At 45.5% G+C, this 22,724-nt stretch carries 24 protein-coding genes; 8 read left to right on the top strand and 16 right to left on the bottom strand.

Translation table 11 applies throughout. The features are described from left to right. Positions 1 to 255 precede the first annotated feature (255 nt). The 5 genes from Q5691_RS08770 to cysC form a co-directional block, all read right to left on the bottom strand. Positions 256 to 1,893, bottom strand: a complete 1,638-nt coding sequence (locus tag Q5691_RS08770) for an acetolactate synthase large subunit (protein ID WP_333210458.1) — start codon at positions 1,891 to 1,893, stop codon at positions 256 to 258. Positions 1,894 to 2,037: 144 nt separating this feature from the next. Next, complete coding sequence (locus tag Q5691_RS08765) at positions 2,038 to 3,405, bottom strand: NAD-dependent succinate-semialdehyde dehydrogenase (RefSeq protein ID WP_333344498.1); 1,368 nt, start codon at positions 3,403 to 3,405, stop codon at positions 2,038 to 2,040. Positions 3,406 to 3,832: 427 nt separating this feature from the next. Further along, entirely contained in the window at positions 3,833 to 6,157 is a 2,325-nt protein-coding gene (locus Q5691_RS08760) for a polysaccharide biosynthesis tyrosine autokinase (protein WP_333344496.1), read from the bottom strand. 143 nt (positions 6,158 to 6,300) lie between these two features. Beyond that, positions 6,301 to 7,893, bottom strand: a complete 1,593-nt coding sequence (locus Q5691_RS08755; protein ID WP_333344494.1) for an SLBB domain-containing protein — start codon at positions 7,891 to 7,893, stop codon at positions 6,301 to 6,303. 37 nt (positions 7,894 to 7,930) lie between these two features. Beyond that, positions 7,931 to 8,455 carry an adenylyl-sulfate kinase gene (gene cysC / locus Q5691_RS08750; protein WP_333210465.1) on the bottom strand — a complete coding sequence of 175 codons (525 nt, stop codon included), beginning with the start codon at positions 8,453 to 8,455 and terminating at the stop codon, positions 7,931 to 7,933. 347 nt (positions 8,456 to 8,802) lie between these two features. Between cysC and Q5691_RS08745 the strand changes: the two genes are divergently transcribed. From Q5691_RS08745 to hetR, 4 genes are all read left to right on the top strand, one after another. Further along, a complete protein-coding gene (locus Q5691_RS08745) occupies positions 8,803 to 10,605 on the top strand; it encodes an FAD-dependent oxidoreductase (RefSeq protein WP_333310687.1) in 1,803 nt (600 codons plus the stop codon). 98 nt (positions 10,606 to 10,703) lie between these two features. After that, positions 10,704 to 10,931 carry a heterocyst-inhibiting protein PatX gene (gene patX / locus Q5691_RS08740; RefSeq protein WP_190663642.1) on the top strand — a complete coding sequence of 76 codons (228 nt, stop codon included), beginning with the start codon at positions 10,704 to 10,706 and terminating at the stop codon, positions 10,929 to 10,931. Positions 10,932 to 11,539: 608 nt separating this feature from the next. Beyond that, positions 11,540 to 11,767 carry a hypothetical protein gene (locus tag Q5691_RS08735; protein WP_333210469.1) on the top strand — a complete coding sequence of 76 codons (228 nt, stop codon included), beginning with the start codon at positions 11,540 to 11,542 and terminating at the stop codon, positions 11,765 to 11,767. Between the two features lie 853 nt (positions 11,768 to 12,620). After that, the gene (gene hetR, locus Q5691_RS08730) at positions 12,621 to 13,526 is read left to right on the top strand and encodes a heterocyst differentiation master regulator HetR (RefSeq protein ID WP_333210583.1); all 906 of its coding nucleotides are present in this window, start codon (positions 12,621 to 12,623) and stop codon (positions 13,524 to 13,526) included. 175 nt (positions 13,527 to 13,701) lie between these two features. Here the strand turns inward: hetR and Q5691_RS08725 are convergent, their stop codons facing one another. Next, positions 13,702 to 14,514, bottom strand: coding sequence for a TIGR00297 family protein (locus tag Q5691_RS08725; protein WP_333344492.1), 813 nt, complete (start codon positions 14,512 to 14,514; stop codon positions 13,702 to 13,704). An 11-nt stretch (positions 14,515 to 14,525) separates the two neighbouring features. Here Q5691_RS08725 and Q5691_RS08720 point away from each other — a divergent pair, with 11 nt between their 5' ends. Beyond that, the gene (locus Q5691_RS08720; RefSeq protein WP_333044474.1) at positions 14,526 to 14,957 is read left to right on the top strand and encodes a VOC family protein; all 432 of its coding nucleotides are present in this window, start codon (positions 14,526 to 14,528) and stop codon (positions 14,955 to 14,957) included. Between the two features lie 134 nt (positions 14,958 to 15,091). On the opposite strand, the gene Q5691_RS08715 is transcribed toward Q5691_RS08720, so the two are convergent. The 4 genes from Q5691_RS08715 to Q5691_RS08700 all read right to left on the bottom strand — a co-directional run bounded on the left by Q5691_RS08715 (position 15,092) and on the right by Q5691_RS08700 (position 17,196). Beyond that, positions 15,092 to 15,544, bottom strand: a complete 453-nt coding sequence (locus Q5691_RS08715; RefSeq protein WP_333210472.1) for an HNH endonuclease — start codon at positions 15,542 to 15,544, stop codon at positions 15,092 to 15,094. Positions 15,545 to 15,546: 2 nt separating this feature from the next. Further along, positions 15,547 to 15,819 carry a hypothetical protein gene (locus Q5691_RS08710; RefSeq protein ID WP_333044472.1) on the bottom strand — a complete coding sequence of 91 codons (273 nt, stop codon included), beginning with the start codon at positions 15,817 to 15,819 and terminating at the stop codon, positions 15,547 to 15,549. Between the two features lie 145 nt (positions 15,820 to 15,964). Then, the gene (locus tag Q5691_RS08705) at positions 15,965 to 16,576 is read right to left on the bottom strand and encodes an alpha/beta fold hydrolase (protein WP_333210474.1); all 612 of its coding nucleotides are present in this window, start codon (positions 16,574 to 16,576) and stop codon (positions 15,965 to 15,967) included. A 2-nt stretch (positions 16,577 to 16,578) separates the two neighbouring features. Beyond that, on the bottom strand, positions 16,579 to 17,196 hold the full coding sequence (locus Q5691_RS08700; RefSeq protein ID WP_333210475.1) for a triacylglycerol lipase: 618 nt from the start codon (positions 17,194 to 17,196) through the stop codon (positions 16,579 to 16,581). 317 nt (positions 17,197 to 17,513) lie between these two features. Between Q5691_RS08700 and Q5691_RS08695 the strand changes: the two genes are divergently transcribed. Then, positions 17,514 to 17,966: a hypothetical protein gene (locus tag Q5691_RS08695; protein ID WP_333210477.1), complete on the top strand. Its 453-nt coding sequence runs from the start codon at positions 17,514 to 17,516 to the stop codon at positions 17,964 to 17,966. Between the two features lie 105 nt (positions 17,967 to 18,071). Here the strand turns inward: Q5691_RS08695 and Q5691_RS08690 are convergent, their stop codons facing one another. After that, complete coding sequence (locus tag Q5691_RS08690; RefSeq protein ID WP_333344491.1) at positions 18,072 to 19,229, bottom strand: tetratricopeptide repeat protein; 1,158 nt, start codon at positions 19,227 to 19,229, stop codon at positions 18,072 to 18,074. Between the two features lie 108 nt (positions 19,230 to 19,337). Here Q5691_RS08690 and Q5691_RS08685 point away from each other — a divergent pair, with 108 nt between their 5' ends. Both Q5691_RS08685 and Q5691_RS08680 read left to right on the top strand, forming a co-directional pair. Further along, positions 19,338 to 19,661 carry a DUF4258 domain-containing protein gene (locus Q5691_RS08685; RefSeq protein WP_333210481.1) on the top strand — a complete coding sequence of 108 codons (324 nt, stop codon included), beginning with the start codon at positions 19,338 to 19,340 and terminating at the stop codon, positions 19,659 to 19,661. Next, positions 19,651 to 19,875 (top strand): YgiT-type zinc finger protein, encoded by a 225-nt coding sequence (locus tag Q5691_RS08680; protein WP_333210482.1) that lies wholly within the window; start codon positions 19,651 to 19,653, stop codon positions 19,873 to 19,875. Before Q5691_RS08685 ends, Q5691_RS08680 begins: the two co-directional genes overlap by 11 nt. A gap of 18 nt (positions 19,876 to 19,893) precedes the next feature. Here the strand turns inward: Q5691_RS08680 and Q5691_RS08675 are convergent, their stop codons facing one another. The 5 genes from Q5691_RS08675 to Q5691_RS08655 all read right to left on the bottom strand — a co-directional run bounded on the left by Q5691_RS08675 (position 19,894) and on the right by Q5691_RS08655 (position 22,644). Then, on the bottom strand, positions 19,894 to 20,646 hold the full coding sequence (locus tag Q5691_RS08675) for a PPC domain-containing protein (RefSeq protein ID WP_333210484.1): 753 nt from the start codon (positions 20,644 to 20,646) through the stop codon (positions 19,894 to 19,896). A gap of 53 nt (positions 20,647 to 20,699) precedes the next feature. Then, on the bottom strand, positions 20,700 to 21,116 hold the full coding sequence (locus Q5691_RS08670; RefSeq protein ID WP_333210485.1) for a lysozyme inhibitor LprI family protein: 417 nt from the start codon (positions 21,114 to 21,116) through the stop codon (positions 20,700 to 20,702). Positions 21,117 to 21,408: 292 nt separating this feature from the next. Further along, the gene (locus Q5691_RS08665; protein WP_333344489.1) at positions 21,409 to 21,570 is read right to left on the bottom strand and encodes a type II toxin-antitoxin system PemK/MazF family toxin; all 162 of its coding nucleotides are present in this window, start codon (positions 21,568 to 21,570) and stop codon (positions 21,409 to 21,411) included. Next, entirely contained in the window at positions 21,560 to 21,790 is a 231-nt protein-coding gene (locus Q5691_RS08660) for a hypothetical protein (RefSeq protein ID WP_333147873.1), read from the bottom strand. Before Q5691_RS08660 ends, Q5691_RS08665 begins: the two co-directional genes overlap by 11 nt. Before the next feature lie 80 nt (positions 21,791 to 21,870). Then, complete coding sequence (locus Q5691_RS08655; protein ID WP_333344487.1) at positions 21,871 to 22,644, bottom strand: 16S rRNA (uracil(1498)-N(3))-methyltransferase; 774 nt, start codon at positions 22,642 to 22,644, stop codon at positions 21,871 to 21,873. Between the last annotated feature and the right edge of the window lie 80 nt (positions 22,645 to 22,724).

Below are 22,724 nucleotides of genomic sequence, written 5' to 3'. Positions count from 1 at the left end.
CGAATATTTGCCCAAATGGAATTATCGAGCCGTACCCCAACCTGAGTAATTCATTAAGTTATTTATTTTTCATTCCTTAACTCCTTCTAAACGCCGCTTTTATCAATCAACAAGGTATGCGGGCTGCAACCCTTCTACAGTCTATCTCGTAGACCTCTTTGTCACCCCCCCAGAAACAAGCTACAAAACTCTATCTCCAAGAGTATTCATTATTAGAGTCCCGACTTCTTAAAGAAGCCGGGACTCTAGCTACTTTTACAAATTGCAACTCATATCCCCAGATAATTGACTGAAACGGGCATTTTCCCGATAGTCTACCGGACAATCAATCACGCAAGGGACATCTTGAGCCAGGGCTTCTTTCAGAATCGGAATAAAATCGGTTGCAGATTCCACTCGATAGCCTTTTAAACCCATACTTTCCGCAAATTTCACAAAGTCGGGATTGCCAAATTTGACGAAATCGGAATGACCAAAATAATCTTGCTGCTTCCATTCAATTAACCCGTAACCGCCGTCATTAAATATCAGCGTCACAAAATTAGTACCGACTCGCAAAGCAGTTTCTAACTCTTGGCAATTCATCATAAAACCACCGTCGCCGGTGGCTGCTATTACTTTGCGATCGGGATAAACGAGTTTTGCAGCCACCGCACCGGGAATCGCAATTCCCATGGCCGCAAATCCGTTGGAAATCAAACAGGTATTCGGGCGATCGCAATGATAGTGCCGCGCGATCCACATTTTGTGAGCTCCCACATCAGAGATCAGAATATCTTCCGGGCCCAGGACTTGCCGCAAGTCGTAAATGAGTTTTTGTGGCTTAATCGGGAAACCGTCGTCGGCTGCATATTGTTCGTAGCCAGCGCGAATATCCGCCCGCAATTGCTTAGCAAAAGGGTCTACTTTCTCCATGCGATCGGCCCGCTGCAAAATTTCATTGAGGGAATCAGAAATATCTCCCACAACTTCTATAATAGGAATATAACTGCTGTCAATTTCTGCTGGCAAAGATCCAATGTGAATAATCGGAATTTTTCCTTCTGGATTCCACTTCTTCGGGGAATATTCAATCAAATCGTAGCCGACAGCAATCACTAAATCCGTTTCTTCAAAAGCACAGCTAATGTAATCGCGTTTTTGCAAGCCCGTCGTCCAAAGCGCCAAAGGATGAGTGTAAGGAATTACACCTTTGCCCATGAAAGTATTAGCTACAGGAATATTCAATCGAGTAGCAAATTGTGTCAAAGCATCGCTGGCGTTAGCGCGGATCGCGCCGTTTCCTACTAAAAGCAGAGGACTTTTTGCCTTGGAAATTGCCACAGCGGCTTTATTCAAGCTTTGGTAAGCGCCAAAAGTTTTTTCGCGGTTGTCCTTGGTGAGTGGCTGTCCTTCAGCAGGCATTGCTGCGATGTTTTCAGGTAAGTCAATGTGAACTGCTCCCGGCTTTTCACTTTGAGCTACTTTAAAGGCTTTGCGGACAATTTCTGCCGTCGTGCTGGGGCGAACAATTTGAGCATTCCACTTAGTAACTGGCGCAAACATGGCGACCAAATCTAAATATTGGTGCGATTCTATGTGCATTCTGTCTGTGCCGACTTGTCCGGTAATTGCTATTAAAGGAGCGCCGTCTAAGTTGGCGTCAGCAACTCCTGTCATTAAGTTAGTTGCGCCAGGGCCCAAGGTGGACAAGCAAACGCCGGCTTTGCCAGTGAGACGACCGTAAACGTCTGCCATGAAAGCGGCGCCTTGTTCGTGGCGAGTAGTAATAAATTTAATTGAAGAGTTTCTCAGGGCTTCTAAAACTTCTAAATTTTCTTCTCCAGGAAGTCCGAAGACGTATTCGACTCCTTCATTTTCTAAACATTTTACCAATAGTTGAGCTGTGTTCATTTCCGTTTTTTTCCTCGGTTTATGGGGGTTTTGGGTCTTTTTTAACCGATCGCAAAAATACTAAATGGCAATTTTTAACCGCAGGTAAACGCAGATAAACGCAGATTTATGTAGATTTGTGCGATCGGTTGATAGAGTGGGAGCTTATTTCACCCACACTGTTTTTATGTTAACAAATTCGTGCATTCCTTGGATGCTCAATTCGCGTCCGTAACCGGAGCGTTTGATGCCACCAAAGGGCAATCTGGGGTCGGATTTTACTAAACCGTTGATGAATACCGCGCCGGCTTCTAGTTCGGAAATAAAGCGATCGCTCTCTGAGTTTACTGTAGTCCAAGCTGACGCACCCAAGCCAAAAGATGTGCTATTTGCCAGTTCGATCGCCTCATCGATGCCTGCAACCCTGAATACTAAAGCTACGGGCCCGAAAAATTCTTCTTGACGGGCAGAGGCTTTCGGCGGAATATCTGCCAGAATAGTTGGCAAGTAGAAATTGCCGGCATTCTCTGACAATGGGCTGCCACCTGTCAGAAGTTTTGCTCCCGATTGGATGCAAGTTTGCACTTGATTGTTCAAGTCTTTGAGGATTGCAGGAGTAGCTAAAGGGCCGATATCTGTTTCTGGCAACATCGGATCGCCTACTTTTAATTGCTCGAATTTTTCGACAAATCCTGTGATAAATTCGTCGGCAATCTCTTCTGCTAAAATAAAGCGTTTGGCGGCGATGCAAGATTGACCGTTATTGAGCATCCGGGATGTCACAGCAGTTGATAAAGCTGCTGCTAAATCGGCGCTGGACATCACAATAAATGGGTCACTTCCTCCCAATTCCAGGACTACTTTTTTCAAATTTTTGCCCGCATTTGCTGCCAAACTTTCACCCGCTGGTTCGCTACCGGTGAGAGTTGCTGCTTTTATGCGATCGTCCGCAACGATATCAGCTACTTTGTCGGCGCCTACTAACAAAGTTTGAAAAACTCCTTCGGGAAAGCCAGCAAGCGTAAAAATTTCTTCGATTTTCAAAGCGCACTGAGGCACGTTGGAAGCGTGTTTGAGCAAGCCGACATTGCCCGCCATCAGTGCTGGCGCCGCAAACCGAAAAACTTGCCAAAATGGGAAATTCCAGGGCATAACGGCTAAAATAGGACCCAGCGGTTGGTAGCGGACAAAGCTGCTGCTAGCGTCGGTGGTTGCGGGTACGTCTGCCATAAATTGAGCGGCATTTTTGGCGTAATAGCGGCAAACTAAGGCACATTTTTCCACTTCGCCGAGCGCAGATTTGAGCGTTTTGCCCATTTCCAAGGTCATTATTTCAGCGTAAATTTCGCGATCGCGCTCCAAGATGTCGGCAGCTTTTTGCATCCACAGGGCCCTCTGCTCAAACGGCAGTTGGCGGTATTTTTTAAAAGCTTGCTGTGCTAATTCCAGCTTAGCTTCTATTACCTCATCCGCGATCGGCTCGAAAGTTTTCAGCGTTTCTCCCGTTGCCGGGTTGATAGTAGCAATAGCCATTGTTTCATCTCCTGTGTGAAAAACACAAAACTCCCTGCTAGTTTTGAGCCGAGGCAGGGAGTTGTATCAAGGTATTACAAAATAGGAATTTACCAGCCACGTTTTCTTTCAGATGTTGCCAAGTTGCAACTGCCGCGATTTGTTTAAATTTCTCTACTTTTAATTATAGTTCAGAGTCTCGATCGCAAATCTTAAGAAAATTTGTCTTTCTGAAATCACGCACAAATCACCAGAACACGCTAGACGGCCTGTTCTGTTCCACAAAAGTTAAATGTTCTTGTGGGGCGTCCCGCCCGCCCCTGACAGCTTGATTCACAATTAAAGGTGCAAGAGGGAGGAAATATCTTGTCGGGTATCCCGCCCGCCTTGCATTCTCAAGAACAGGCTTTCCGGCCTGTTCCACTACAAATTTCTCAATTCCTCTCCCTCAAACAGACTGTTCCTGGACGTAATCCTGCACGTAAGACTGATAGTAATACCTGCTGCCCTTATCGTTATTCGCCACCATTCCCAACAGCGGAATCCCCGCCATTTTCAAATCTTCAAAAGCCAACACCAGCGCCTCCCGCTCAGTTTGATGCAGGCCTACTACCAGCATCAATCCATTAGTGTGAGCCGCCAACAAATTCGCATCCGCCAAACCTAAAAGCGGCGCAGTATCGTAAATAACCAAGTCAAAATGACTTGACAAAGCTGTCATTAAATGCTGCATTTTTCGGGAAGAAAGCACCTTTGTGGGATCGAGAGGAACCGGGCCGGAAGTTAACACAAACAAATTTTCATCGCGGGGCGATCGCACAATCACCTGTTGCACATCCACATCATCAGCAATAACATTGTGCAAGCCTTGCCAATTCGGTAAACCCAGCATTTCGTGGACCTGCGGGCGCCGTAAATCCCCATCCACTAACAGCACTTGCTGCCCCATTGCAGCGGCCGCCCGCGCCAGATTTACTGCTACCGTAGACTTGCCGTCACCTACTTGACAAGAAGTAATTACGCAAGAATTAATCGGAGTATCAACGTTTAGTAAGCGAATATTAGCATTGAGCGATCGAAAAGCTTCTTGAAAAGCATCCGTCGGCATCGGCGAAATTGCCACATCCACCGGGCTTGTCTCAGCAGGAGGAAGTCTCAAAATTTTATCGCTAGCAGGAATTACCCCCAACAAAGGCAGGCGAATCGACTGTTTAACATCCTCTGGAGTTTGGAACACCGTTTTATTTTTAAACCGTTCCGCCAACTGCGCCGCCAGCATACCAAACAGCAAACCAGCCAATCCCCCCAAAGCCAAATTCAAAGGCATAATCGGAGCAACAGCCATCAACTCGCCATTTTTGTTACGCGGAATTTCCGGCTTAGCAATAACTTCCCAAGCCACCTCTTTTTTACCCACAGCTTCAAGCTGCAAAGCTTGCTGTTTTGCCAGCAAACCATTCAGCGTACTGTTAGTTAAATCCAACTCGCGCTGCAAATCCGAATAGCGCCGCAAAATCACCGGTAATCCTTGAGAGTATTGATTCAACTGCTTAGCAGCTTGTTCCAAAACTTGATTCCGCACGCCCAGCACCTGAATTAAATTAGCAGTACCAATAAACTGCTCGATTAACTTAATCCGCACCGGATCTTGAAAAGTTAGCACTTGCGAACTTACCTTAGCCAAATCAGTTCCCAAAACCTGTTGGGCTTCTTTCTTCAACAAAGGAATCAGGTTCTTGCGCTGTTCTCGCAACAATTGCATTTGCGGAGTTTCGTCTGTAAACGTAGCCGAGTTAATCGCAATTTGCCCTTCTAATTGCTGCAATTGAGTCAGCATCGCTTGATAGCGGGGAGCTTGACTTAGAGCCGAGGCCATCAGCGCTTGCTTCTGGTTCAGTCCGAGCTGATTTTGTAGATTGGAATAGAGCAATCTCTGCTGATTTAGCTGCGTTTGCGCGTCCAATCTTTGCGCTTGCAGTTGGCTGATTTGCTGCGCCAGTTGTTGGGTTTGAATTTGCGGGTCGATGAAATTGTACTGCTGCCGCAACTTTTGAATTTCTGTTTGCAGAGCTTGTTGGCGCTTTTGCTGGTTGGGAATTTGCGATTTCACAAAATCCAGAGTCTGACTAATTTGAGTTGTGGTATCTTGCACGCTGTAGTTGCGGTAGCCTAGCGCAACTTTTTCCAAAACAAACTGAATCTTTTTCGGGTCATAATCCCGATATTTAACTTCTATAATCTTGGTATTTTTGAATCGATTAATTGACAGCCTGGTTTCCTGAGACAACGGCAAATTATCTGCTTTTTGGTTCAAGAGGTAGTTGTAATTTATTTCGGGATACTTAGCCTGCAACTGTTTAATAATCGGCGACATTACTTGCGGGCTTTGCAAAACTTGAATTTGGGATTCGTAGTCAAAACCGCCCTTTTCTTGCGTCGCGGGGGCCGCTGGTTGCAGTTTCAGCTCACCCGAGTATATTTTAGCTAAAGTATTTTCCGTAACGGCTGGTTCTACTAATAATTGAAACCGCCCTTCGTACTCGCTTTTTTGATTTAGCGTCCAGGCAAAAACCCCGGTGGTTACTGCCGCTGCTACGCCGATGACTAAGATGGAGCGACTGCGGCAGACTTCCCAAAAACTTAACTCTTCTGCCTCGGTTTTGTTTCTGCCTAAAAATTGATCTTCTTCATAAAGCCCAGAAGACAGTTTTTGCAGATTAGCGGCTTTTTTATGATTAAACAGTGCTACTTGAGATTGTTTCCCTGGTTTCATTTGATTTCTACAACTTATTAGTTTAAACGTCTGTATTGGTAGCGGAGTTTCAGGAAATCGGTTGATTCCTAGATATTTCATTACCAAACCGCAATTTTTTTTATAAAGCGGGTTTCTGAGGTCTTAATGCCAGTCTATTCAAATTACCGAAAAATATCGAACAACCGAAATATTCCTAACAGCGGGCTGAGGGGAGCGAGAGTCCCGCCTACATTATCAGAGAACGTAGCGCGACCCGATCGCCTTACCATAATTACATCATTATTTTGCAATTTGGGATTAGTTTCTTCATTGGCAGTTGCGGAAAAATCAACCTTAACATTTAGCTGCGAAACGGTGCCGTTAGGATTGAGGCGAATTAAATTCACCGAATCCATTTCGGCCCGCGCTTTATTAAAACCTCCCGCTGCTACCAGCGCTTGATTTAAAGTAGTGTTGGGCAGCACCGCAATTGCTCCCGGTTTCACGACTTCTCCTACAATGTTCACCCTAATCGTATCCGGTGAAAAATTAGAATTAGCAACTTGTTCGTCTTGGGTTGCATCGAGATTTTCGGCTTTGGGGACGATTACTGTATCTCCCTGTTGTAGCGCTAAATCTTGAGATACATCTCCCCCTTCCAAAAGTTGCCACAAATTCACATTAATAATTTGTTCTGTACCCGCCCGCGTCAGGCGGCGAACTTGTATTTGTCTGATATCAGCTACCGGCGTAATGCCGCCCGCCATTTTAATTGCCCTCGTTACAGTTTGCTGCAAAACAGTTTCCCCGCCGTTGGTTTCCCTGGCAGCAAACAAACCAGAATTTTCCCCCATTTCATTCTCTTGTACCCTACTTTGAGCCTCTTTTGCCAAAGTATAAGTACCGGGGCGAGTTACTTCGCCCACCACAGCAATATTAATTGGTTGAGTGCTTTGTCCGGTAATGTTAGCTACTGCTAAAGTCGGTGCTTCTTGGCGGTTGAGGCTAGTTACAGTGGGAATAAATATAGTATCGCCGTCGCGCAAAGTCATATCGGCCCGCAAATCGCCGTTTTGCAATAATTCCCACAAATCCACACTAATAATTTCTTCCGGTGCGTTGCGCTGGGGGCGGCGGATTTTGATTTGCCGCACGTCTGCTGACTGGGTAATTCCCCCGGCCATTCGCAGAGCCCGCGATATTGTTGGCATTTGAGTTCCCATTTGCTCTGCTGTGCCTCCGGGGCCTGCTGCTGAGGATATTGTATAGGCTCCGGGGCGGTTAATTTCGCCCGCGATCGCAATTTGCAAAGGACGCGGCGCCAGCAGTTTGAGGGTAATCCAAGGACGTTTGAGGTATTTGCCGTATTTGTCTTTAACAGCATTAGAAGCTTGTTCTAAGGTCATCCCGTACACCGAAACGCTGCCAATTAACGGCAAACTCAGGGAACCGTCTGCCTGTACTTGGTGTTGACCGTTGGGGCCGCTGTATTCCGGGACGTTGAAGATGTCCATTTGAATACGATCGCCCGCGCCTAAAGTGTAAACTTCCGATCGTACACTTGAAGGTTCACTTGCCGGAAATCCCGGAAATCCCGGCGTTGCGGGTACTTGTACAGGAACAGGAGAACCCGCATCAGCAGCAGGAGGAGGAGGAGGAGGCATAAACTGGGCCGCCGCAGGAGATGAACCCACCGCCGCGAGCACTGACACTGTTAAAAATTTGACCGTGAAACCTTTGACAGTATTGAATTTTGAATAGTTTTTGCTCGCCATCGCCTTTTGCCCCTATCCGCTTCCTACCCCGCCACCATCAAATGTAACCCAACTCTTCTAACTTGCTCAGAACTTTTTTAACACTCTCTTCCACACTTTCTCGCTCTGTGTAACAAATAATCTCAGGATTGAGCGGTTCTTCATAAGGATCGTCAATTCCCGTAAAACCCTTAATTTCTCCGGCTCTGGCCTTAGCGTACAGCCCCTTGACATCGCGAACTTCGCACACTTCTAACGGCGCTGTGACATATACTTCCACAAAATTTGGCTCCATTGCTCTAATTTCGTCGCGAATTGCTCTGTAGGGGCTAATAGCTGCCGTAATTGCCACAACTCCATTGCGACTCAGTAAGTTGGCGACAAATCCAATCCGCCGAATATTAGTATCTCGGTCTTCTTGGCTAAATCCCAAACCTTTTGACAAGTTGGTGCGAACGACATCTCCATCCAATATTTCAACTTTGCAACCTCTTGCCTTCAATTCAGGTTCGAGAGCTTTGGTGATAGTTGTCTTGCCGGAACCGCTGAGCCCGGTGAACCACAAAATAAAACCTTTTTCCATTTTCAGCCGTTAATTAGTAACTCGGAAATTATTAAGACGTAAAACTTTATAGATGCAGTTCCCTTTTTTCTATTATCGTTATTCGCGGTGTCATATTGCCAATATTGGCGCGCCAAAAGTGAGAAATCAAAATTTGCGATCGCTCCTGCGGTCATTTAGTAACAAAATTGTGTGAGCGCTGCATAATTCCCGATTTATTATTTGTCAAGTCTTTAGACAGTAAAATTTAATTCGCGATCGCCAACGCCGAACATCTATCCTCTGGGTGCTTGTGGTCGCACCTTACATGATAAATGAGCCTCTTGCAATCTAAAATCTAAAATCTAAAATCTAAAATCCTATTCCCCATGTCCCCAACCTTGAAAGCAGATGTTTTGGTCGTCGGTGGCGGCACCGGCGGCACTGCAGCAGCCGTGCAAGCAGCCCGCCGAGGTGCCAAAACTATTTTAGTAAGCGAATTCCCCTGGCTGGGAGGAATGCTGACTTCCGCAGGCGTTTCTGCCCCCGATGGCAATGAATTAGCAGCTTTTCAAACCGGTTTGTGGGGCGCGTTTTTGCGGGAACTCCAGCAGCGACAGCCGGGAGGTTTGGATTGGGGCTGGGTAAGTTTTTTTACTTACGATCCCCGCATCGGTGCTGAAATTTTCGCTGATTGGGTTAAATGTTTGCCGAACTTGCGCTGGATTTCGGGACAAAAAGCTCAAGATGTGCTGTACGAAGAATCTCGCATTTCTGGCGTCCGGTTTGCAGATTTTACGGTTTCGGCCAAAATCACTTTGGATGCAACGGAATTGGGAGATTTGCTGGCTTTAGCGGAGGTTTGGCACCGCTGGGGTTGGGAATTCCAAGCTGAGTGGGGAGAACCCAGTGCGCCGACAGCCTCTAATGCTCTGACAGAGCGGTATTCGGTGCAAGCTCCGACTTGGGTGGCAATTATGCAGGATTTTGGTAAAGGTGCGGCCGGGCCAGAAATTCCCGCGCCGCCAGTTGAAAATCCCGATCAATTTATCGGTGCTTGGGACGGTTACACTCCCGAACAATTTCTCAATTACGGCAGGCTGCCGGGGGGATTGTTGATGATTAATTGGCCGATTCGAGGTAATGATTATGGTGAAGGAGTTGATCGACTAATTGCATCTGAAGCATCTCGACAAGAATTCCTGCAAGAAAGTCTGTGGCACACTCAAAGTTTCGCCCGCTTCATTCAAACGCAACTTGGCCGCCGGTACGGCTTAGCACAGAATATTTTCCCGATTTCAACGATCGAACATCAAAAAAAATCTTCCCTTCTTTCTTCCTTTGCCTTACATCCTTACTACCGAGAAAGTCGGCGCTTGCGAGGGATAAGTACAGTCACAGAAAAAGATATTTTGCCTATTGTCGGTGGCAGAGTCGCGAAGTTGCCGATAAATTCTGAGGGCATTTGTGAAACAATTGCGATCGGCAACTATGCCAATGACCACCACTACACCAGTGGCGACATTCCTCTGCAGCCAAAATCGATCCGCTGGGGCGGGCGCTGGACGGGAACTCCGTTTACCATTCCTTACAGCGCCCTAATTCCTGCGAGTACAGACGGTTTGCTAGTCTGCGAAAAAAATATTTCCGTCTCTCACATCGCCAACGGTGCAACTCGCTTGCAACCGACGGTAATGAATATTGGACAGGCGGCGGGGATGGCGGCGGCTTTGTGCGCCGAATCTGGATGTCAGCCGCGGGAGTTGCCGGTGAGAGTTTTGCAGGAAGCTTTGCTGCAAGATTCCGAGGCGAGTGCGGCAGTTATTCCTTTATTTAATTTGACACGGGGGCGATCGGACTGGCTGGATTGCCAACGCTATTATCTCGATCGACCTCAAGCATATCCCGCCAGCGGCGAATGTCAGGAGTCAGTAGAGAAACAAAGCAGTCAAACAGCAAATACCCACAGCCAATTTTCGGGCATTTTCCGTCGCCTCGGCGAACAAGACTGGACACTAACGCTGACAAGCCCCCCATCCTTAGCCGATCAAACTTGGCAACTCGTGACTTTGAACTCGGAAACCGACAGATTTTTACACAGTTGCGAAACCGAAAAGCCTCTGACAGTATGGGGCAAGCTGAATTCGGCAGGTGCTTGGCTGCTGGTGGAATCCATAGAATTGAAGAGGTAAGGTTTTTTGCAGAGATCCGAAAAATTCACAGAAATTTATCCTGATCGATCGGGGAGGGCCCGTATCAGTTAATAGACACTGACACGGATACTAACCCCATGCAAACTTACACACCAATTGCTTTACACAGTCTTTTGGGCGTTACTTTGAGCGCCACTGTCGTTCGAGCCTTTGAATCCCTAGTCGGACTGCTCGAAGTTGCCACCGCTTCATACATTTTATCCGCCCAAACCGAACAAAGGGGCGATCGTTCTCCAGAAAGAGGCAGCGGACGCCGAGAGTTCATTGAGCCTAATCTTTACACTCATCAACTACAAGCATTTTAATGACATTGGACGAAAGCTATTTCCGTTATTGAGTTAGTTTCTGCCGCCCGTGTCGAGCGCTCAATCTGATTTCCTGGGATGCTAGTTTTTTAGGTTTCCAAGGCAACTGCATTTCTTGTTTACAGTCATTAGGCTCTTCTTTTATGTGAGTGATGATAGCATATAAACCTTAAACCGCCATCTATAGAGAGATTGAATCTCCTATTTGGCGGTTTTGTAATTATTGCAACCGTCTGGGTAGTGCAATTAGGAATTGTTTTATTAGTGAAGCCAGAGATTGTATTTATTCGCTTTTACATCGACTTAAGACAGCTCTCATATATCAGATGCTACGCATCTAAAGTGTCTGTTGCTTCGGGAGGGGGAGATGGTGAGAAAGGGAGAGGGAACGATAATTTTCCGCTTTTTATACAAGGATTTTAGGAGACAGTTTAAATGCGCGATAGCTTAACTAAAGCCTGATTCCTTCTTCCTTTGTCCTTCTTTTTCTTCTTCTTCCTTCTGATTCCTGATTCCTGATTCTATAGTTTGATAATTTCAGGAAAATTAATCCTGATCAGCCTGGGTAATCTCGTATCTCTAAATAGATACTGAGACGAATACTACCCATGAAAACCTACACTGCAATTGCTTTACTGAGCCTGTTGGGCATTACCTTGAGTGCCAGCGCCGCTCAAGCTTTTGAATCTCCACTCCCCATTGTCGAAACTGCCACCGCCCAATATATGTTATCAGCCCAAACTCAACAAAGGGGCGAGCGTGGTCCTGAGAGAAAGCGCATCCGCAGAAATTTTACTGAGCCTACTGTTTACACTCATCCGCTACAAGATTTCTAAGGGCATCGGACGCAAGTGATGACCACAACTGAGTTGCTTTGGGCCGTTCATTGGATCACTCGATCGGATTTTCTGGAATTCTAGTTTTTCAGGTTAAGCGACAACTGCACTTTTTGTGGACAGTTCTGAGGAGATTCTTTTTAGTGTAAGAAATGTTAGCATATAAACGGGAAACCGCCATCTACCTAGAGATAGATTTTAGTATGTGGCGGTTTTGTATTGAAAACGCTTCAATTAAACAAGCACTAACCACAGGCCTCTGAGCATCTGGGTTTTTCAACCAATATCCCTCGCCTTCCACGCCTTATTTTTGCGTTGCACAATTTGACGAGGATTTTTGTGGGGTGTCCTGCCTGCTGTGAAAATACAGCGGACGGGCTACGAGATCCCATCCCACAAAACCATCAAAATCTTCCCGCAATTATGCAACAGCCTTATTTTAGTCGATCGAACCGGGTTTCGGCCTCCATGACTATTCAAGAATTAGGGGCTCGCAGTCACCTCAAATTCCTGGCATCGCAACAGTTATTTACCTTCTCCCCCCCACAGGTAGGGTTTAATTTTCAACCGCTGCACTATAATTAACTTGCGATAACTAACTTATATATAGGTAAACTGTCAGCGCAGAGGGTGCAGCAATCTACTTAAATTGGCCACCAATAAGAACCACTTATGCGGTGTGGATAGCCTTTAAGCCCATGCCCCTGTTACCTCAGGGAAATTAACTAACCTGAATATTAGGGTAGCTGGCAAGCTTTCCGGCGACAGTCGGCTATGCTTGATTCGGCGCTCTCGCAATAATTTAATGGAGGATGACAAAATGCCTCCAAATTTGGCTATTTCGGGGATAGTGATGAAAAATGACTCTTTGGATCTGGTCAAAAGCCTCAGCCCTAGTGCAATGGATCAGATCATGCTATATCTGGCGTTTAGCGCCATGAGAACCAGTGGGCACAGGCACGGGGCGTTTCTAGACGCGGCCGCAACGGCGGCTAAGTGTGCCATTTATATGACTTATATGGAGCAGGATAACAACCTGCGGATGACCGGACACTTGCATCACATTGAGCCTAAACGGGTGAAGGTGATTGTTGAGGAAGTCCGGGAAGCTCTGACTCAGGGAAAATTGCTGAAAATGTTGGGTTCCCAAGAACCTAGATATTTGATTCAGTTTCCTTATGTCTGGCTGGAACAGTATGGTTGGATGCCGGGACGCCCTCGCATTCCGGGAAACAATTTGACTGTAGATGAAAAAAAATATCTCGAAAGCAAGATTCCTCCGAATCCCCCAGACGCTCAACTGATCAATTCTTTTCAGTTTATGGAGTTGATCGAGTTTCTGCACAGGCGATCGCAAGAAGATATGTCTCCAGAAAGGCGAATGCCTTTGAGCGAAGCTCTAGCAGAACACATTAAGCGGCGCTTGATATATTCTGGGACAGTCACTCGCATTGATTCTCCTTGGGGAATGCCGTTTTATGCCCTCACCCGCGCTACTTACTCTCCCGCAGAGCAGGAAGAGCGGACATTTACTATGGTGGAGGATACGGCTAGATATTTCCGGCTGATGAAGGATTGGGCGGAAAAACAACCGAAGGTGATGCGAATTATGGAGACTTTGGATATTCCGCCGGAACGGCTCGACCAAGCTCTTGAAGAATTAGATGAAATTATTCGCAATTGGGCCGATCGCTATCATAAGCGGGGCGAACCGACGATGATTTTACAAATGGTTTTTGGGCCGCAAGACGACGCTTAGTTTGATTAACTATTAATCATTAGTCATGAGTTGATTGCTTGATACTAATGACTAATGATTAATAGCTAATAGCTCGCAAGGCAGAAACCTGGTTTCTCTGGAAAAATACTGCGTTAAGACCTTGAATTATCGTAACAAAGCCGGTTTCTTGGGTCGCGAATGCGTCCTAGCTTAACTAAGCTAAAAAAGCTCTCCAGGTCGCCGCTAAAATAATCGCTGCGATCGCTCCTATGAGTGTATTGAAAAAATTTACCACCTCGTTCGTCAGCCATTCAAACTTTGATTGCACCGTCGCCCCAATCACACTCTCGATGTTCGTGGCAATAAAAGCTGCAATAACACAAAAAACCATTCCTGTCAAGTCTATTAAACCGACGGCCCAACTTAAAAGCGCAATCAAAATTGAGCCGACAATACCTGCGATCGTTCCTTCCAAACTTACGGCTCCTTCAGTACCCCTAGGTACAGGCTGCAAACTGGTAATCAAAAAAGTCCGCTTCCCGTAAGCTTTGCCGATTTCACTGGCGCTGGTATCGGAAAGTTTGGTGCAAAAACTCGCCGCGTAACCCAGCAATAACAGGTAAATAGCATCTTGTGGCACAGGCATCTTGCCTGTCTCTCCTAAAATAGATAATACCAAAACTCCCACAGCGCTCATAGTAGCGGTCAAAGCAGAACCCCAGACATTTTCCGGGCCTCGCGCGCCTGAACGCTTTTCGGCTATGCCTTCTGCTTCTTTTTGGGCTTTTCCGATGCGGGTAACTCCCGATCCGACAAGAAAGTAAAACATCACGACAGCATAGCCTTGCCATCCCAAACAGCCCCAGATGAGGACGCCCAATACCCAGCCGTGAAATTGGCCAGCGGGAGTGAGCAATTTTTTAGGGGCAATGGTGGCGATCGCGAGTAAAACTGTATTTAGGGCGATCGCCACCAACCAAGGATTAGACCAAGATAAATAATTAAAGAACAATTCTGAATTCTGCATTTAGTACCTCTATGAACCAAGTCTTATTTCATCTTGCCTTCCCTGTGACCGATATTGCCCAAACCAAAGCGTTCTACGTAGACGGGCTGGGCTGCGAACTAGGTCGCGAATCCCCGAATTCTGCGATTATGGGTTTGTGTGGCCATCAAATTGTCGCCCATGTCAGTCGCGAACCTTTAACGCCTCAGCGAGGCATCTATCCCCGGCATTTTGGGTTAATTTTTACTTCCGAAGCTGACTGGGAAGGGTTGCTAGAAAAAGCCCAGCAAAACAACTTAAATTTCTATCAAGAACCGAGACGGCGATTTGTCGGTTTGCCTACAGAACACCGTACTTTCTTCTTAGAAGACCCTTTCCACAATATACTTGAGTTCAAGTATTACTGCGAAGCTGAAGCAATTTTTGGTCGCAGCGAATACGCTGAAGTTGGGGATGCTGTTTGATTGCTGCGCGAAATAACAACCAGTTGCAGCATAAGCTGTTGGGCATCTAAATTGTCTTTTTGGGGCGGGCGAGACGCCCACCCCACAAGAATTTTCTTAAATTTGACTATACAATTTAAATGCACTTCAGCATATCAACTTTCGGATTGAATCAAATCACCTACTGGTGGATGTCGCCCTATAGCTTTGTCAGCAGTACGAATATTAATAACTCTTTCTCGATTTAAGACTAATGCTGTAACTGTAGCTCGTCCAATTGTAGTTAAACCAACTATTGATAATCCATCCGCCGACCAAATAAAATGTTCGTTCCAGGTATCTAGTCTGGGATTAAACAATGGTACTTCTACACTCGACTGGGTATCTATGGCTGTAGTTTTATCGGATTTTTGACGGTTGCAATGAAAGCAAGCTAGTGCCAAATTGTCAATATTGTTACTCCCTTTTTTAGTGAGAGGAATGATGTGCTCGATCGTAAACTCTACATACTGCCATTGTTCGGAAGCATGGCAATATTCACACAGACAGTTTGCTCTCTGACGAACTTGATTTTGGATATTCTCAGGAATTTGACGGCGAGCTGACATTTCTATACTGTAGGCTGAATCTGGCCCAAGAAAAGATTGCGGACAGTTCGATTGACAAAACTGAGGTAATCGTCGATTTCTTCGTAAAGATTCAGTTCTTGGTCTTCTTCGGGATTGAGTTGCAAATTTTGTTGTTTTTCCAACAGTTCTTCTATGCGATTTTTGACTGTTGTAGAGGCTCGAAAAATCGGTATTCCTTCCACTAATTCAATGCGAACGGCTCCTTCTATAGGCAGAGTGTCTCGCAGCTTTTCCAGTTTTGGCAGGACGATCATAATTGTTGATTTTATGGGTGTCAATTAAGATTATATCAATAAATTTTAAATCCGTCTAGCTAGACTCGAAAATACCGAAGACCGAACCCCTACTTTTAAAAAAAAATCGAGGTTTTCAAAGCAGAGCGTTTTACTTTACAGCCAGCTATTTATCAATCTTTAATGGTTCTGACAGTGCTTCAGCGACCGCTTTTAAACTGCTGGAATGCCTCGCCATCATGGCATGGGCAAAAACCGACAATTTTACTTCTTTGGCAACAGATATTTGGGAACTAGAAGCCGGTACGATGATGAAATCCCAATCTGTCCAAATCGAAGTAAAATTGAGCTTTTCCAACAAGGCAGAATCTCGATTTAAATCTTCCAGAAAAGCACTGCCAGGACGCATTTGGATACAGCCTTTTCCCCAGAGAGTGTAAGCCATCCAAGTACCGCTGTGAGGAGAAGATATGGCAATAAAGCGCTGCACTCGCTTAATGCCGCCTAACCTTTGCAGGTAGTAGCGAGTTACTAAACCGCCCATGCTCAATCCTACTATATCTATATACTGTTCTGGCGCAAAGGTTTTGTCTATATAATCTCCTATTTGTTTGGCTAATTCGTCTATGCTGGCGTTGCCCCAATGGGGCGAGAGATTGAGGGTGTAGACTGACCATCCCAGTTGGGTCAGGTAGGCAGACATTTTGTGAAAAATTCCCGATTTTCTGAAAATTCCGTGAATTAGCAAGACTGGATTGCGGCTGAAATTGCTATTCATTTTTAAGTGGGAATTTTATTTTCTATAGGTGCTTTGAGTTCTTCAACTAATGCGTTAATACTTAGGGGTTCTGTCACCATTTGGCGGTGCAGCAAAACGTTGACTTTAACTTCTTTACCTACTGGCATTTGGGAGCTGTTCGCCGGTACAATCATGATGTCAAATGGCGTCCACATTGATGTAAAATTTATGCGTTTGAGCATTGTCACATCTTGATTCAAATCGCGCAGCAAGCCACTATCGGGGCGCATATCCAGGTATCCTGGTAGGCGTAGGGAATAGGCGGTGATGGTGCCGTGGTGAGGGGATGATAGGGTGATGAAACGCTGTACGCGGTTGATTCCTCCGAGTCGCTGGACGTAGTAGCGACTGACGATGCCGCCCATGCTGTAGCCTACTATGTCTAAAGGCTGTTCTGGATCGAAGGTTTCAGAGATGTAGTCTGCGAGTTGCTTGGCCAGTAAGTCGAGCCCGAGGCTGCCGTCGTTGGGGGTGAGGTTGAGGCTGTGGACTGACCATCCGAGTTGGGTGAGGCGGGCGGACATTGTGTTGAAAATAAGCTTTGTGTCCCAGATGCCGTGTAGGAGGATGACGGGATTGCGATCGAGCGAACTGTTCATTTGAAAAGAAAATTGCTGGCTGATTACAGCATAAATCACTCCCCTAGGCAGTTTTACCCGTACTAGGACAGCTAGCGAATCGGATCGAGGTACGATCGACAATTAGTGGGAATCGCTAACAAATTCTGAGATACTTGTAAATAAGTGCAAAGCACTGCGAGTATTTATACCTAAAATTTGCTTTGATGAGCTAGCTTAGATATAGCCCAATGTAAATTTTGATGAATAAATGTAGACAAAGGTTGCCCTAGCTCGTAATCTAACTTTGTTGACAAGCTTGTACAAATTTCTCTAAAAGAACAAAAGGAGTAAGTCTAATGTTTGGTTTTATCAAAAATTTCTTCGGCGGTATTTTCGGCTTTTTTGCCAGACTGTTGGGCTTGAAAAAGTCTGAATATTTCCTAGATTTGGGCGAATCGGGAGCGAAGGAACCAGCAAAAGTTGCGCCTGCGAAAGCTGAGCCTGTTGCGATCGCACCGGCAAAAGTTGAGTCTGTTAAGTCTGAGAAGTCTGAACCAGCTAAAAAGGCTAAGGTAGAGAAAAAGTCGCAGAAAGAAAACGAACCAGTCGCTAGCGTTCCTGCTAATAATGCAGCACCCGCGAAGGTACCGGCAGCGGCAGCAACTAACGGCAAAGTGCCGAGTAAAGCTGAATCGAATGGGACTTTTGCTCCTAATAATTTAATGCCGACACCAACAGCAAGTCGTCGCACCCCCGGCCCTAGCATGAACAATTTCCGGGAAATGGCTCGTCAGGTAAAAACGAAGTAGAAAATTGGGAATTGATAATAGGGAATTGGGCATTGGATAATTCCCAATGCGGGCGTTAAAAATTTTAAAAATGGTATTACTCATTTTTAATTTTAACTCTTGGTTCTATTCCCTATTTTCTTGGTTTCTGAGGAAGGCTAATCCGCTGTATAGCTGAAAAGCTGAGTCCCAAGGAGTTTCGGATTTCCGCTCGACTTCTATATGGGATTCTATCTTGCTCAACATATTAGTGTAATCGAGCACGGTCTCGGCAAAGGGCGTAAATTCTGACCAAACTGTAACGTCAATCTGGCGATCGAATATTTCCAGTAAGTTATTCCAGTTAATTCGGGTGGTACTTTGAGGCATTTGTTGAGAGTTTTTGACTCTGGATATTTTGTTTTTCGGGTTCGGTGAAGTGGGAAGTTCGGCAGAAGCTTTGGTGAAGTCAACTCCTTGTTGAAATTCGTAACTTTGGTCGCAAATTCGCAGAATGCAGTTTCTGCTGGGAATGTGCAAGTCACAGATTTGAGCGTAATCTTGCCTGATTTCTCTGTGGCGAAATTGATCCTTTCTTCGGTTGGGCGAGTAGTCCATGACTTCGATGAACATCGGCAACAAACCTTCTACTCTCTGGGTAACTTCTGACCAGCTAAATTCGATCGCACCGAGTCGATCAAATTTATCTTTGCAAACAACGGCTGGGGAAGAGAGAGACTGGAAGTGTTGCACTCGGAAGATTTGGATTTTTTGAAGATTGCTTAGGGTTGCCCAAAATACGGGAATGCCTGCGTTGAGGAGTTCTTGACCATAAATTCGGAGTTCGGCGATGGGGCCAGTTTTGTAGAGTCTCCAGCCGCGGCTTTGGATTTGCATCCGGGTTGTGTAGGCGTCGATTTTAAAGATTCTGCTGATATTTTGAATGGCGGCGGGTTTGCTTTCGGGACTCACGGGTTCGAGGATGAGGAGTCCAGGTTCGAGGTTGCTGGGGTCGTTTTTGGCAGTTTCTATGGCTTTTTGGCGGAGGTTTTGTTGTGCGATTTCAATCCGTTGAATAGCTTGGCGGGTCTGGGAGACAATTTTGGGGTTGGTGATGTCGCGGAGTATTTGTTTATAGGTTGTTTGGGCTTTTTCGAGGTTGTTGGTGAGTTCGTAGTAGCGGGCGATATAGTATTGCACCCACGGACTTTCGGGGGATTCTTTTTGTAGTTGTTTGATGAGTTGGGCAGCTTGTTTGTAGTCTTTACCCTCTAGGGCGGCGGCTATTTGGTTGATGTCTGTCATGGCGATTGTGGGAATGGCGTTGTTTCTATCTTGGCTGATGTTTGGTTGGTTCCGCCACTGGTTAAAAATTTTTGCTGTTGTGTTAACTTATAGATATGATATGAAACTATGACAATCATTGAAAAAATACGTGTCAAAATTGTCAAAAATGATTTTGAGCTTTCACAACACGCAGTAAACCAAAGCATAGTTCGCCGTATCAGGGTACAAGAACTCCGGGAAGCAATAATGGCTGGTGAAGTTATCGAAGAGTATCCCGATGACAAATATGGCCCAAGCTGTTTAATTTTCGGTTTGACCATTGCCAATAGACCTTTGCACGTTCAGTGCAGTTATCCATCTCGTCCTTTGGTAAAAATCATTACTGTATACGAACCAGATCCGAAAATTTGGATTGATTTTAAGTTAAGGATAAATCAAAATGAACAATAATGTTTGGCAAGAAACAATGGTGCAAGAAAAAGTAAGTTATACCCTGGAAATCAATGGTAAGTTTATTATTATTGAAAACGTTCCTGCTAGAGTGTGTGTGGAAACGGGAGAGCGTTTTTTTTCACCTGAAACTGTGGAACATTTGCAGAAGATGATTTGGGAAGATAGAAAGCCTATTAGGGTGATTGAAACACCTGTTTTTGAGTTTGCTTAGCACTTAGTTTAAATTGAGTTAAAGCTGATTGGAATTAACGCTTAATGTGTAAGTACCTTTGCTTGTGCGATCGCTTCCTTTAAAAACTATTTTATAAGTGCCGTTACTAGGCAATTTTATGGTGAGTTGAGACTCTCGGCGATTCTGGGAGTTACCTGTTGTTTGGGCAATATTTTTGCCGCTGGTGTCGAACAGTGTTATGTTGTGGTCGAATGCTCTGCTTTTAAGGTCGATCGTAATAGATTGACCTGCCCGTCCTTGAAAGGTGTGTTCGCTGGGGCCGCCGTCTTTGAGGGTTCCCCGCTGCTGTAGGATGGAAAGGGAGGTGAGTTTGGGGCGATCGACATTGCTCAATTCTAAGCCGTAATTGGTCACGGGTGCTTCAGGGCCATTTCCTTCTCTGACTACGATGATAAAAGCTGTTTTGTTGTTGATATCTCGGACTATTTTGTCAATAAAATTGGCTTGTATTTTTTGTTCATTTATAGGTTTTGGTTGATTAAAATTTGGTTTCGATATACAGAGAAGTACGCCTCCATCTTGATAGCGGGCGGCGTAGAACCAATAGTTTTGACCGTTAGTTGTAAATTCGTTTCTGCTAAAGATAGTGAATCTTTCAAGTTGCGGTAATTGCTGGTTGCGCTGGCAATTTTTATCGATGTAGATTGGGTTGGCTGATGGCTGTTGCTGGGCCAAAACTGCTGGTACGATGGTGGTTAAAATTGCTGAGATGACGGTGAGGGTGAGGGTGAAGGTCGATCGGCTTTTCATAAATACTTGTTTCTCTTTATGGTTGTCAGGTTTTGTACGCTGTACTTCCTATTTTATCTCTGTTTTACATACTGTTCTAGTTCCGCAGTGCGCTGTTTCGTCATCCGATCCAAACATTCAGTGAGGAAACCTCCATAACCGCTACCACCACGACTTTTATAAACTTCAAATTCACAGGTTTTATCTCTTAACTGAATCCACCCTAATTGTGCTTCGGAAAGTAGCGATCGCTCTTCTTCGCTCAATTGCGACATCAGTTGTTTGTAAACCTCGTTCAGTCGTTGATCCGAGGCCTCATACTTCAACCGAATACAAGTTCTGACTTGTGCATCTCCTTGGGGGCGATCGCAATTAATCTGTTGAGCAATGGGAAAAATCGGAGATTGTGCAGAAACTGATGTTGTACCGAAATTTGCCAAAAGTGCGATCGACCAAAAGGGCCAGCGACTTTTCCTCAACTCTATTTTCATGACTCGTCAACCCATTTATCTGATAATTCCTCTTAACACGAGACAGAGTGGATTTGATTAATTTAAGTATTTTTTTATATTCACTGAATAAAAACGCCTTTTTTTATCAGATTCCCAAAGTGTGCTTGAGTGCTGCATCTACTGCCACCATATCCGACAAAATACCAATTTTGCGATCGATTTCAACTTCTAGAAGCGTCACAAGATTGTCTGTCATAATTACCGAGTCAGCTAGCAATCCCGTTTGCTGCCCTTCCGGTGTTGCTAGGGAAACAAAAACCCGGCTTGGGTGTCATGAACGGGCTAAGTTGCTAGTAATCATTGCCGTAATTGTTTGCCCTAAACCAGTCCCCAGATTATTAGCTTGAACTATCAAAGCTGGACGGCGTTTGGCAGTACGCAAATCCGAACTGGGGAACAAAACCAAAACCACATCACCGCGACTATAAGGCATCGTAAGCATCCATCTCCGGTAGTTCCCAATCAGGAGCAAATCTACTCAACCGAACCCGTAAATCTGCTGCTTGTTCCTGGTTGATACCGCGAGATTGCAAGTTTACTAACCCTACTTTTGGCATGAAAGTAACAATAACTTGTGCTTCTTCTATGTCGGCGGGCATTTCCAATAACTCAATTTTGCCATTTCGGTATATCCCCTCTACTGACTGTAACATATTACTCCTCTGATAATTATCTATTTACATTTTAGCTGCGATCGCCAAGCCCATCAAGTCTCCGATCGGCTTGGTGGATATTAGCACTTCTCAAAAGCCGCTCCAACTAAAGATAAAGCCACAATCGGTGCTGTCACCGCTCTTAAAATTCTACTGCCCAAAGAAACAGCTTCAAAGCCCAATTCGATCGCCCTTTTCACCTCACCCTCAGTCCATCCACCCTCCGGGCCAATAGCTATGACAATCGATAATTCTCCCCCAGGGGGCGGGCACGGGGGCACCGCCCCTACAAAGGGGGGATAGAAAATACCAATCAAACAATCCCACAAATGCCGATTCTCCCCGCGAGCAACACAAATATATCGATATTTTTGACCGCAATCTTTCATAGCAACATCAAACGAAACAGGCTCTAAAATCGTCGGCACAATTTGACGTTCCGACTGTTCCGCCGCCTCCGCAGCAATTCTTCTCCACCGCTCAACTTTTTGATCGCTTGGTTTGAGCAAAGTTCGATCGCTCGTCACCGGCACAATACTTACCACACCCAACTCCGTGGCTTGTCTCACAACCTCGTCAAAGCCGTTTCCTTTGGGCAATGCCGCCATCAAAGTCACTTCCACGGGTAGCTCCCTGTTCACAGCAATCTCCTCGACTATCAAGGCAAATAGCCCGGTTTCCCGTACTTCTAGGACTGCTAACCACCAATGCCCTCGACCGTCCATCGCAATAAATCGATCGCCCGCTTGCAAACGTAGCACTCGATTTAAATAATGCTGCTGTTCTCTAGTTAAGTCGATTTGGCGATCGCAAATTTGAGCGGCAGTAATTGCTAATCTTTGTAATTGAGGCATTGAATTTGGGATTGTTAGTTTTCTATTAGAGATTTTTTTTATTTAACCGCAGAGAACGCAGAGAACGCAGAGGAAGAGAG

The organism is Microcoleus sp. w1-18aA5, from assembly GCF_036701705.1.
GTDB lineage: Bacteria > Cyanobacteriota > Cyanobacteriia > Cyanobacteriales > Microcoleaceae > Microcoleus.
The sequence above is the reverse complement of the archived record's forward strand: the minus strand, read 5'-3'. Positions and strand labels throughout refer to the sequence as shown.

What these genes read in the sequence shown, in the direction of transcription:
- Q5691_RS08770 (WP_333210458.1), bottom strand. Translation starts at nt 1,893, where the DNA reads ATGAACACAGCTCAACTATTGGTAAAATGTTTAGAAAATGAAGGAGTC.
- Q5691_RS08765 (WP_333344498.1), bottom strand. Translation starts at nt 3,405, where the DNA reads ATGGCTATTGCTACTATCAACCCGGCAACGGGAGAAACGCTGAAAACT.
- Q5691_RS08760 (WP_333344496.1), bottom strand. Translation starts at nt 6,157, where the DNA reads ATGAAACCAGGGAAACAATCTCAAGTAGCACTGTTTAATCATAAAAAA.
- Q5691_RS08755 (WP_333344494.1), bottom strand. Translation starts at nt 7,893, where the DNA reads ATGGCGAGCAAAAACTATTCAAAATTCAATACTGTCAAAGGTTTCACG.
- cysC (WP_333210465.1), bottom strand. Translation starts at nt 8,455, where the DNA reads ATGGAAAAAGGTTTTATTTTGTGGTTCACCGGGCTCAGCGGTTCCGGC.
- Q5691_RS08745 (WP_333310687.1), top strand. Translation starts at nt 8,803, where the DNA reads ATGTCCCCAACCTTGAAAGCAGATGTTTTGGTCGTCGGTGGCGGCACC.
- patX (WP_190663642.1), top strand. Translation starts at nt 10,704, where the DNA reads ATGCAAACTTACACACCAATTGCTTTACACAGTCTTTTGGGCGTTACT.
- Q5691_RS08735 (WP_333210469.1), top strand. Translation starts at nt 11,540, where the DNA reads ATGAAAACCTACACTGCAATTGCTTTACTGAGCCTGTTGGGCATTACC.
- hetR (WP_333210583.1), top strand. Translation starts at nt 12,621, where the DNA reads ATGAAAAATGACTCTTTGGATCTGGTCAAAAGCCTCAGCCCTAGTGCA.
- Q5691_RS08725 (WP_333344492.1), bottom strand. Translation starts at nt 14,514, where the DNA reads ATGCAGAATTCAGAATTGTTCTTTAATTATTTATCTTGGTCTAATCCT.
- Q5691_RS08720 (WP_333044474.1), top strand. Translation starts at nt 14,526, where the DNA reads ATGAACCAAGTCTTATTTCATCTTGCCTTCCCTGTGACCGATATTGCC.
- Q5691_RS08715 (WP_333210472.1), bottom strand. Translation starts at nt 15,544, where the DNA reads ATGTCAGCTCGCCGTCAAATTCCTGAGAATATCCAAAATCAAGTTCGT.
- Q5691_RS08710 (WP_333044472.1), bottom strand. Translation starts at nt 15,819, where the DNA reads ATGATCGTCCTGCCAAAACTGGAAAAGCTGCGAGACACTCTGCCTATA.
- Q5691_RS08705 (WP_333210474.1), bottom strand. Translation starts at nt 16,576, where the DNA reads ATGAATAGCAATTTCAGCCGCAATCCAGTCTTGCTAATTCACGGAATT.
- Q5691_RS08700 (WP_333210475.1), bottom strand. Translation starts at nt 17,196, where the DNA reads ATGAACAGTTCGCTCGATCGCAATCCCGTCATCCTCCTACACGGCATC.
- Q5691_RS08695 (WP_333210477.1), top strand. Translation starts at nt 17,514, where the DNA reads ATGTTTGGTTTTATCAAAAATTTCTTCGGCGGTATTTTCGGCTTTTTT.
- Q5691_RS08690 (WP_333344491.1), bottom strand. Translation starts at nt 19,229, where the DNA reads ATGACAGACATCAACCAAATAGCCGCCGCCCTAGAGGGTAAAGACTAC.
- Q5691_RS08685 (WP_333210481.1), top strand. Translation starts at nt 19,338, where the DNA reads ATGACAATCATTGAAAAAATACGTGTCAAAATTGTCAAAAATGATTTT.
- Q5691_RS08680 (WP_333210482.1), top strand. Translation starts at nt 19,651, where the DNA reads ATGAACAATAATGTTTGGCAAGAAACAATGGTGCAAGAAAAAGTAAGT.
- Q5691_RS08675 (WP_333210484.1), bottom strand. Translation starts at nt 20,646, where the DNA reads ATGAAAAGCCGATCGACCTTCACCCTCACCCTCACCGTCATCTCAGCA.
- Q5691_RS08670 (WP_333210485.1), bottom strand. Translation starts at nt 21,116, where the DNA reads ATGAAAATAGAGTTGAGGAAAAGTCGCTGGCCCTTTTGGTCGATCGCA.
- Q5691_RS08665 (WP_333344489.1), bottom strand. Translation starts at nt 21,570, where the DNA reads ATGCCTTATAGTCGCGGTGATGTGGTTTTGGTTTTGTTCCCCAGTTCG.
- Q5691_RS08660 (WP_333147873.1), bottom strand. Translation starts at nt 21,790, where the DNA reads ATGTTACAGTCAGTAGAGGGGATATACCGAAATGGCAAAATTGAGTTA.
- Q5691_RS08655 (WP_333344487.1), bottom strand. Translation starts at nt 22,644, where the DNA reads ATGCCTCAATTACAAAGATTAGCAATTACTGCCGCTCAAATTTGCGAT.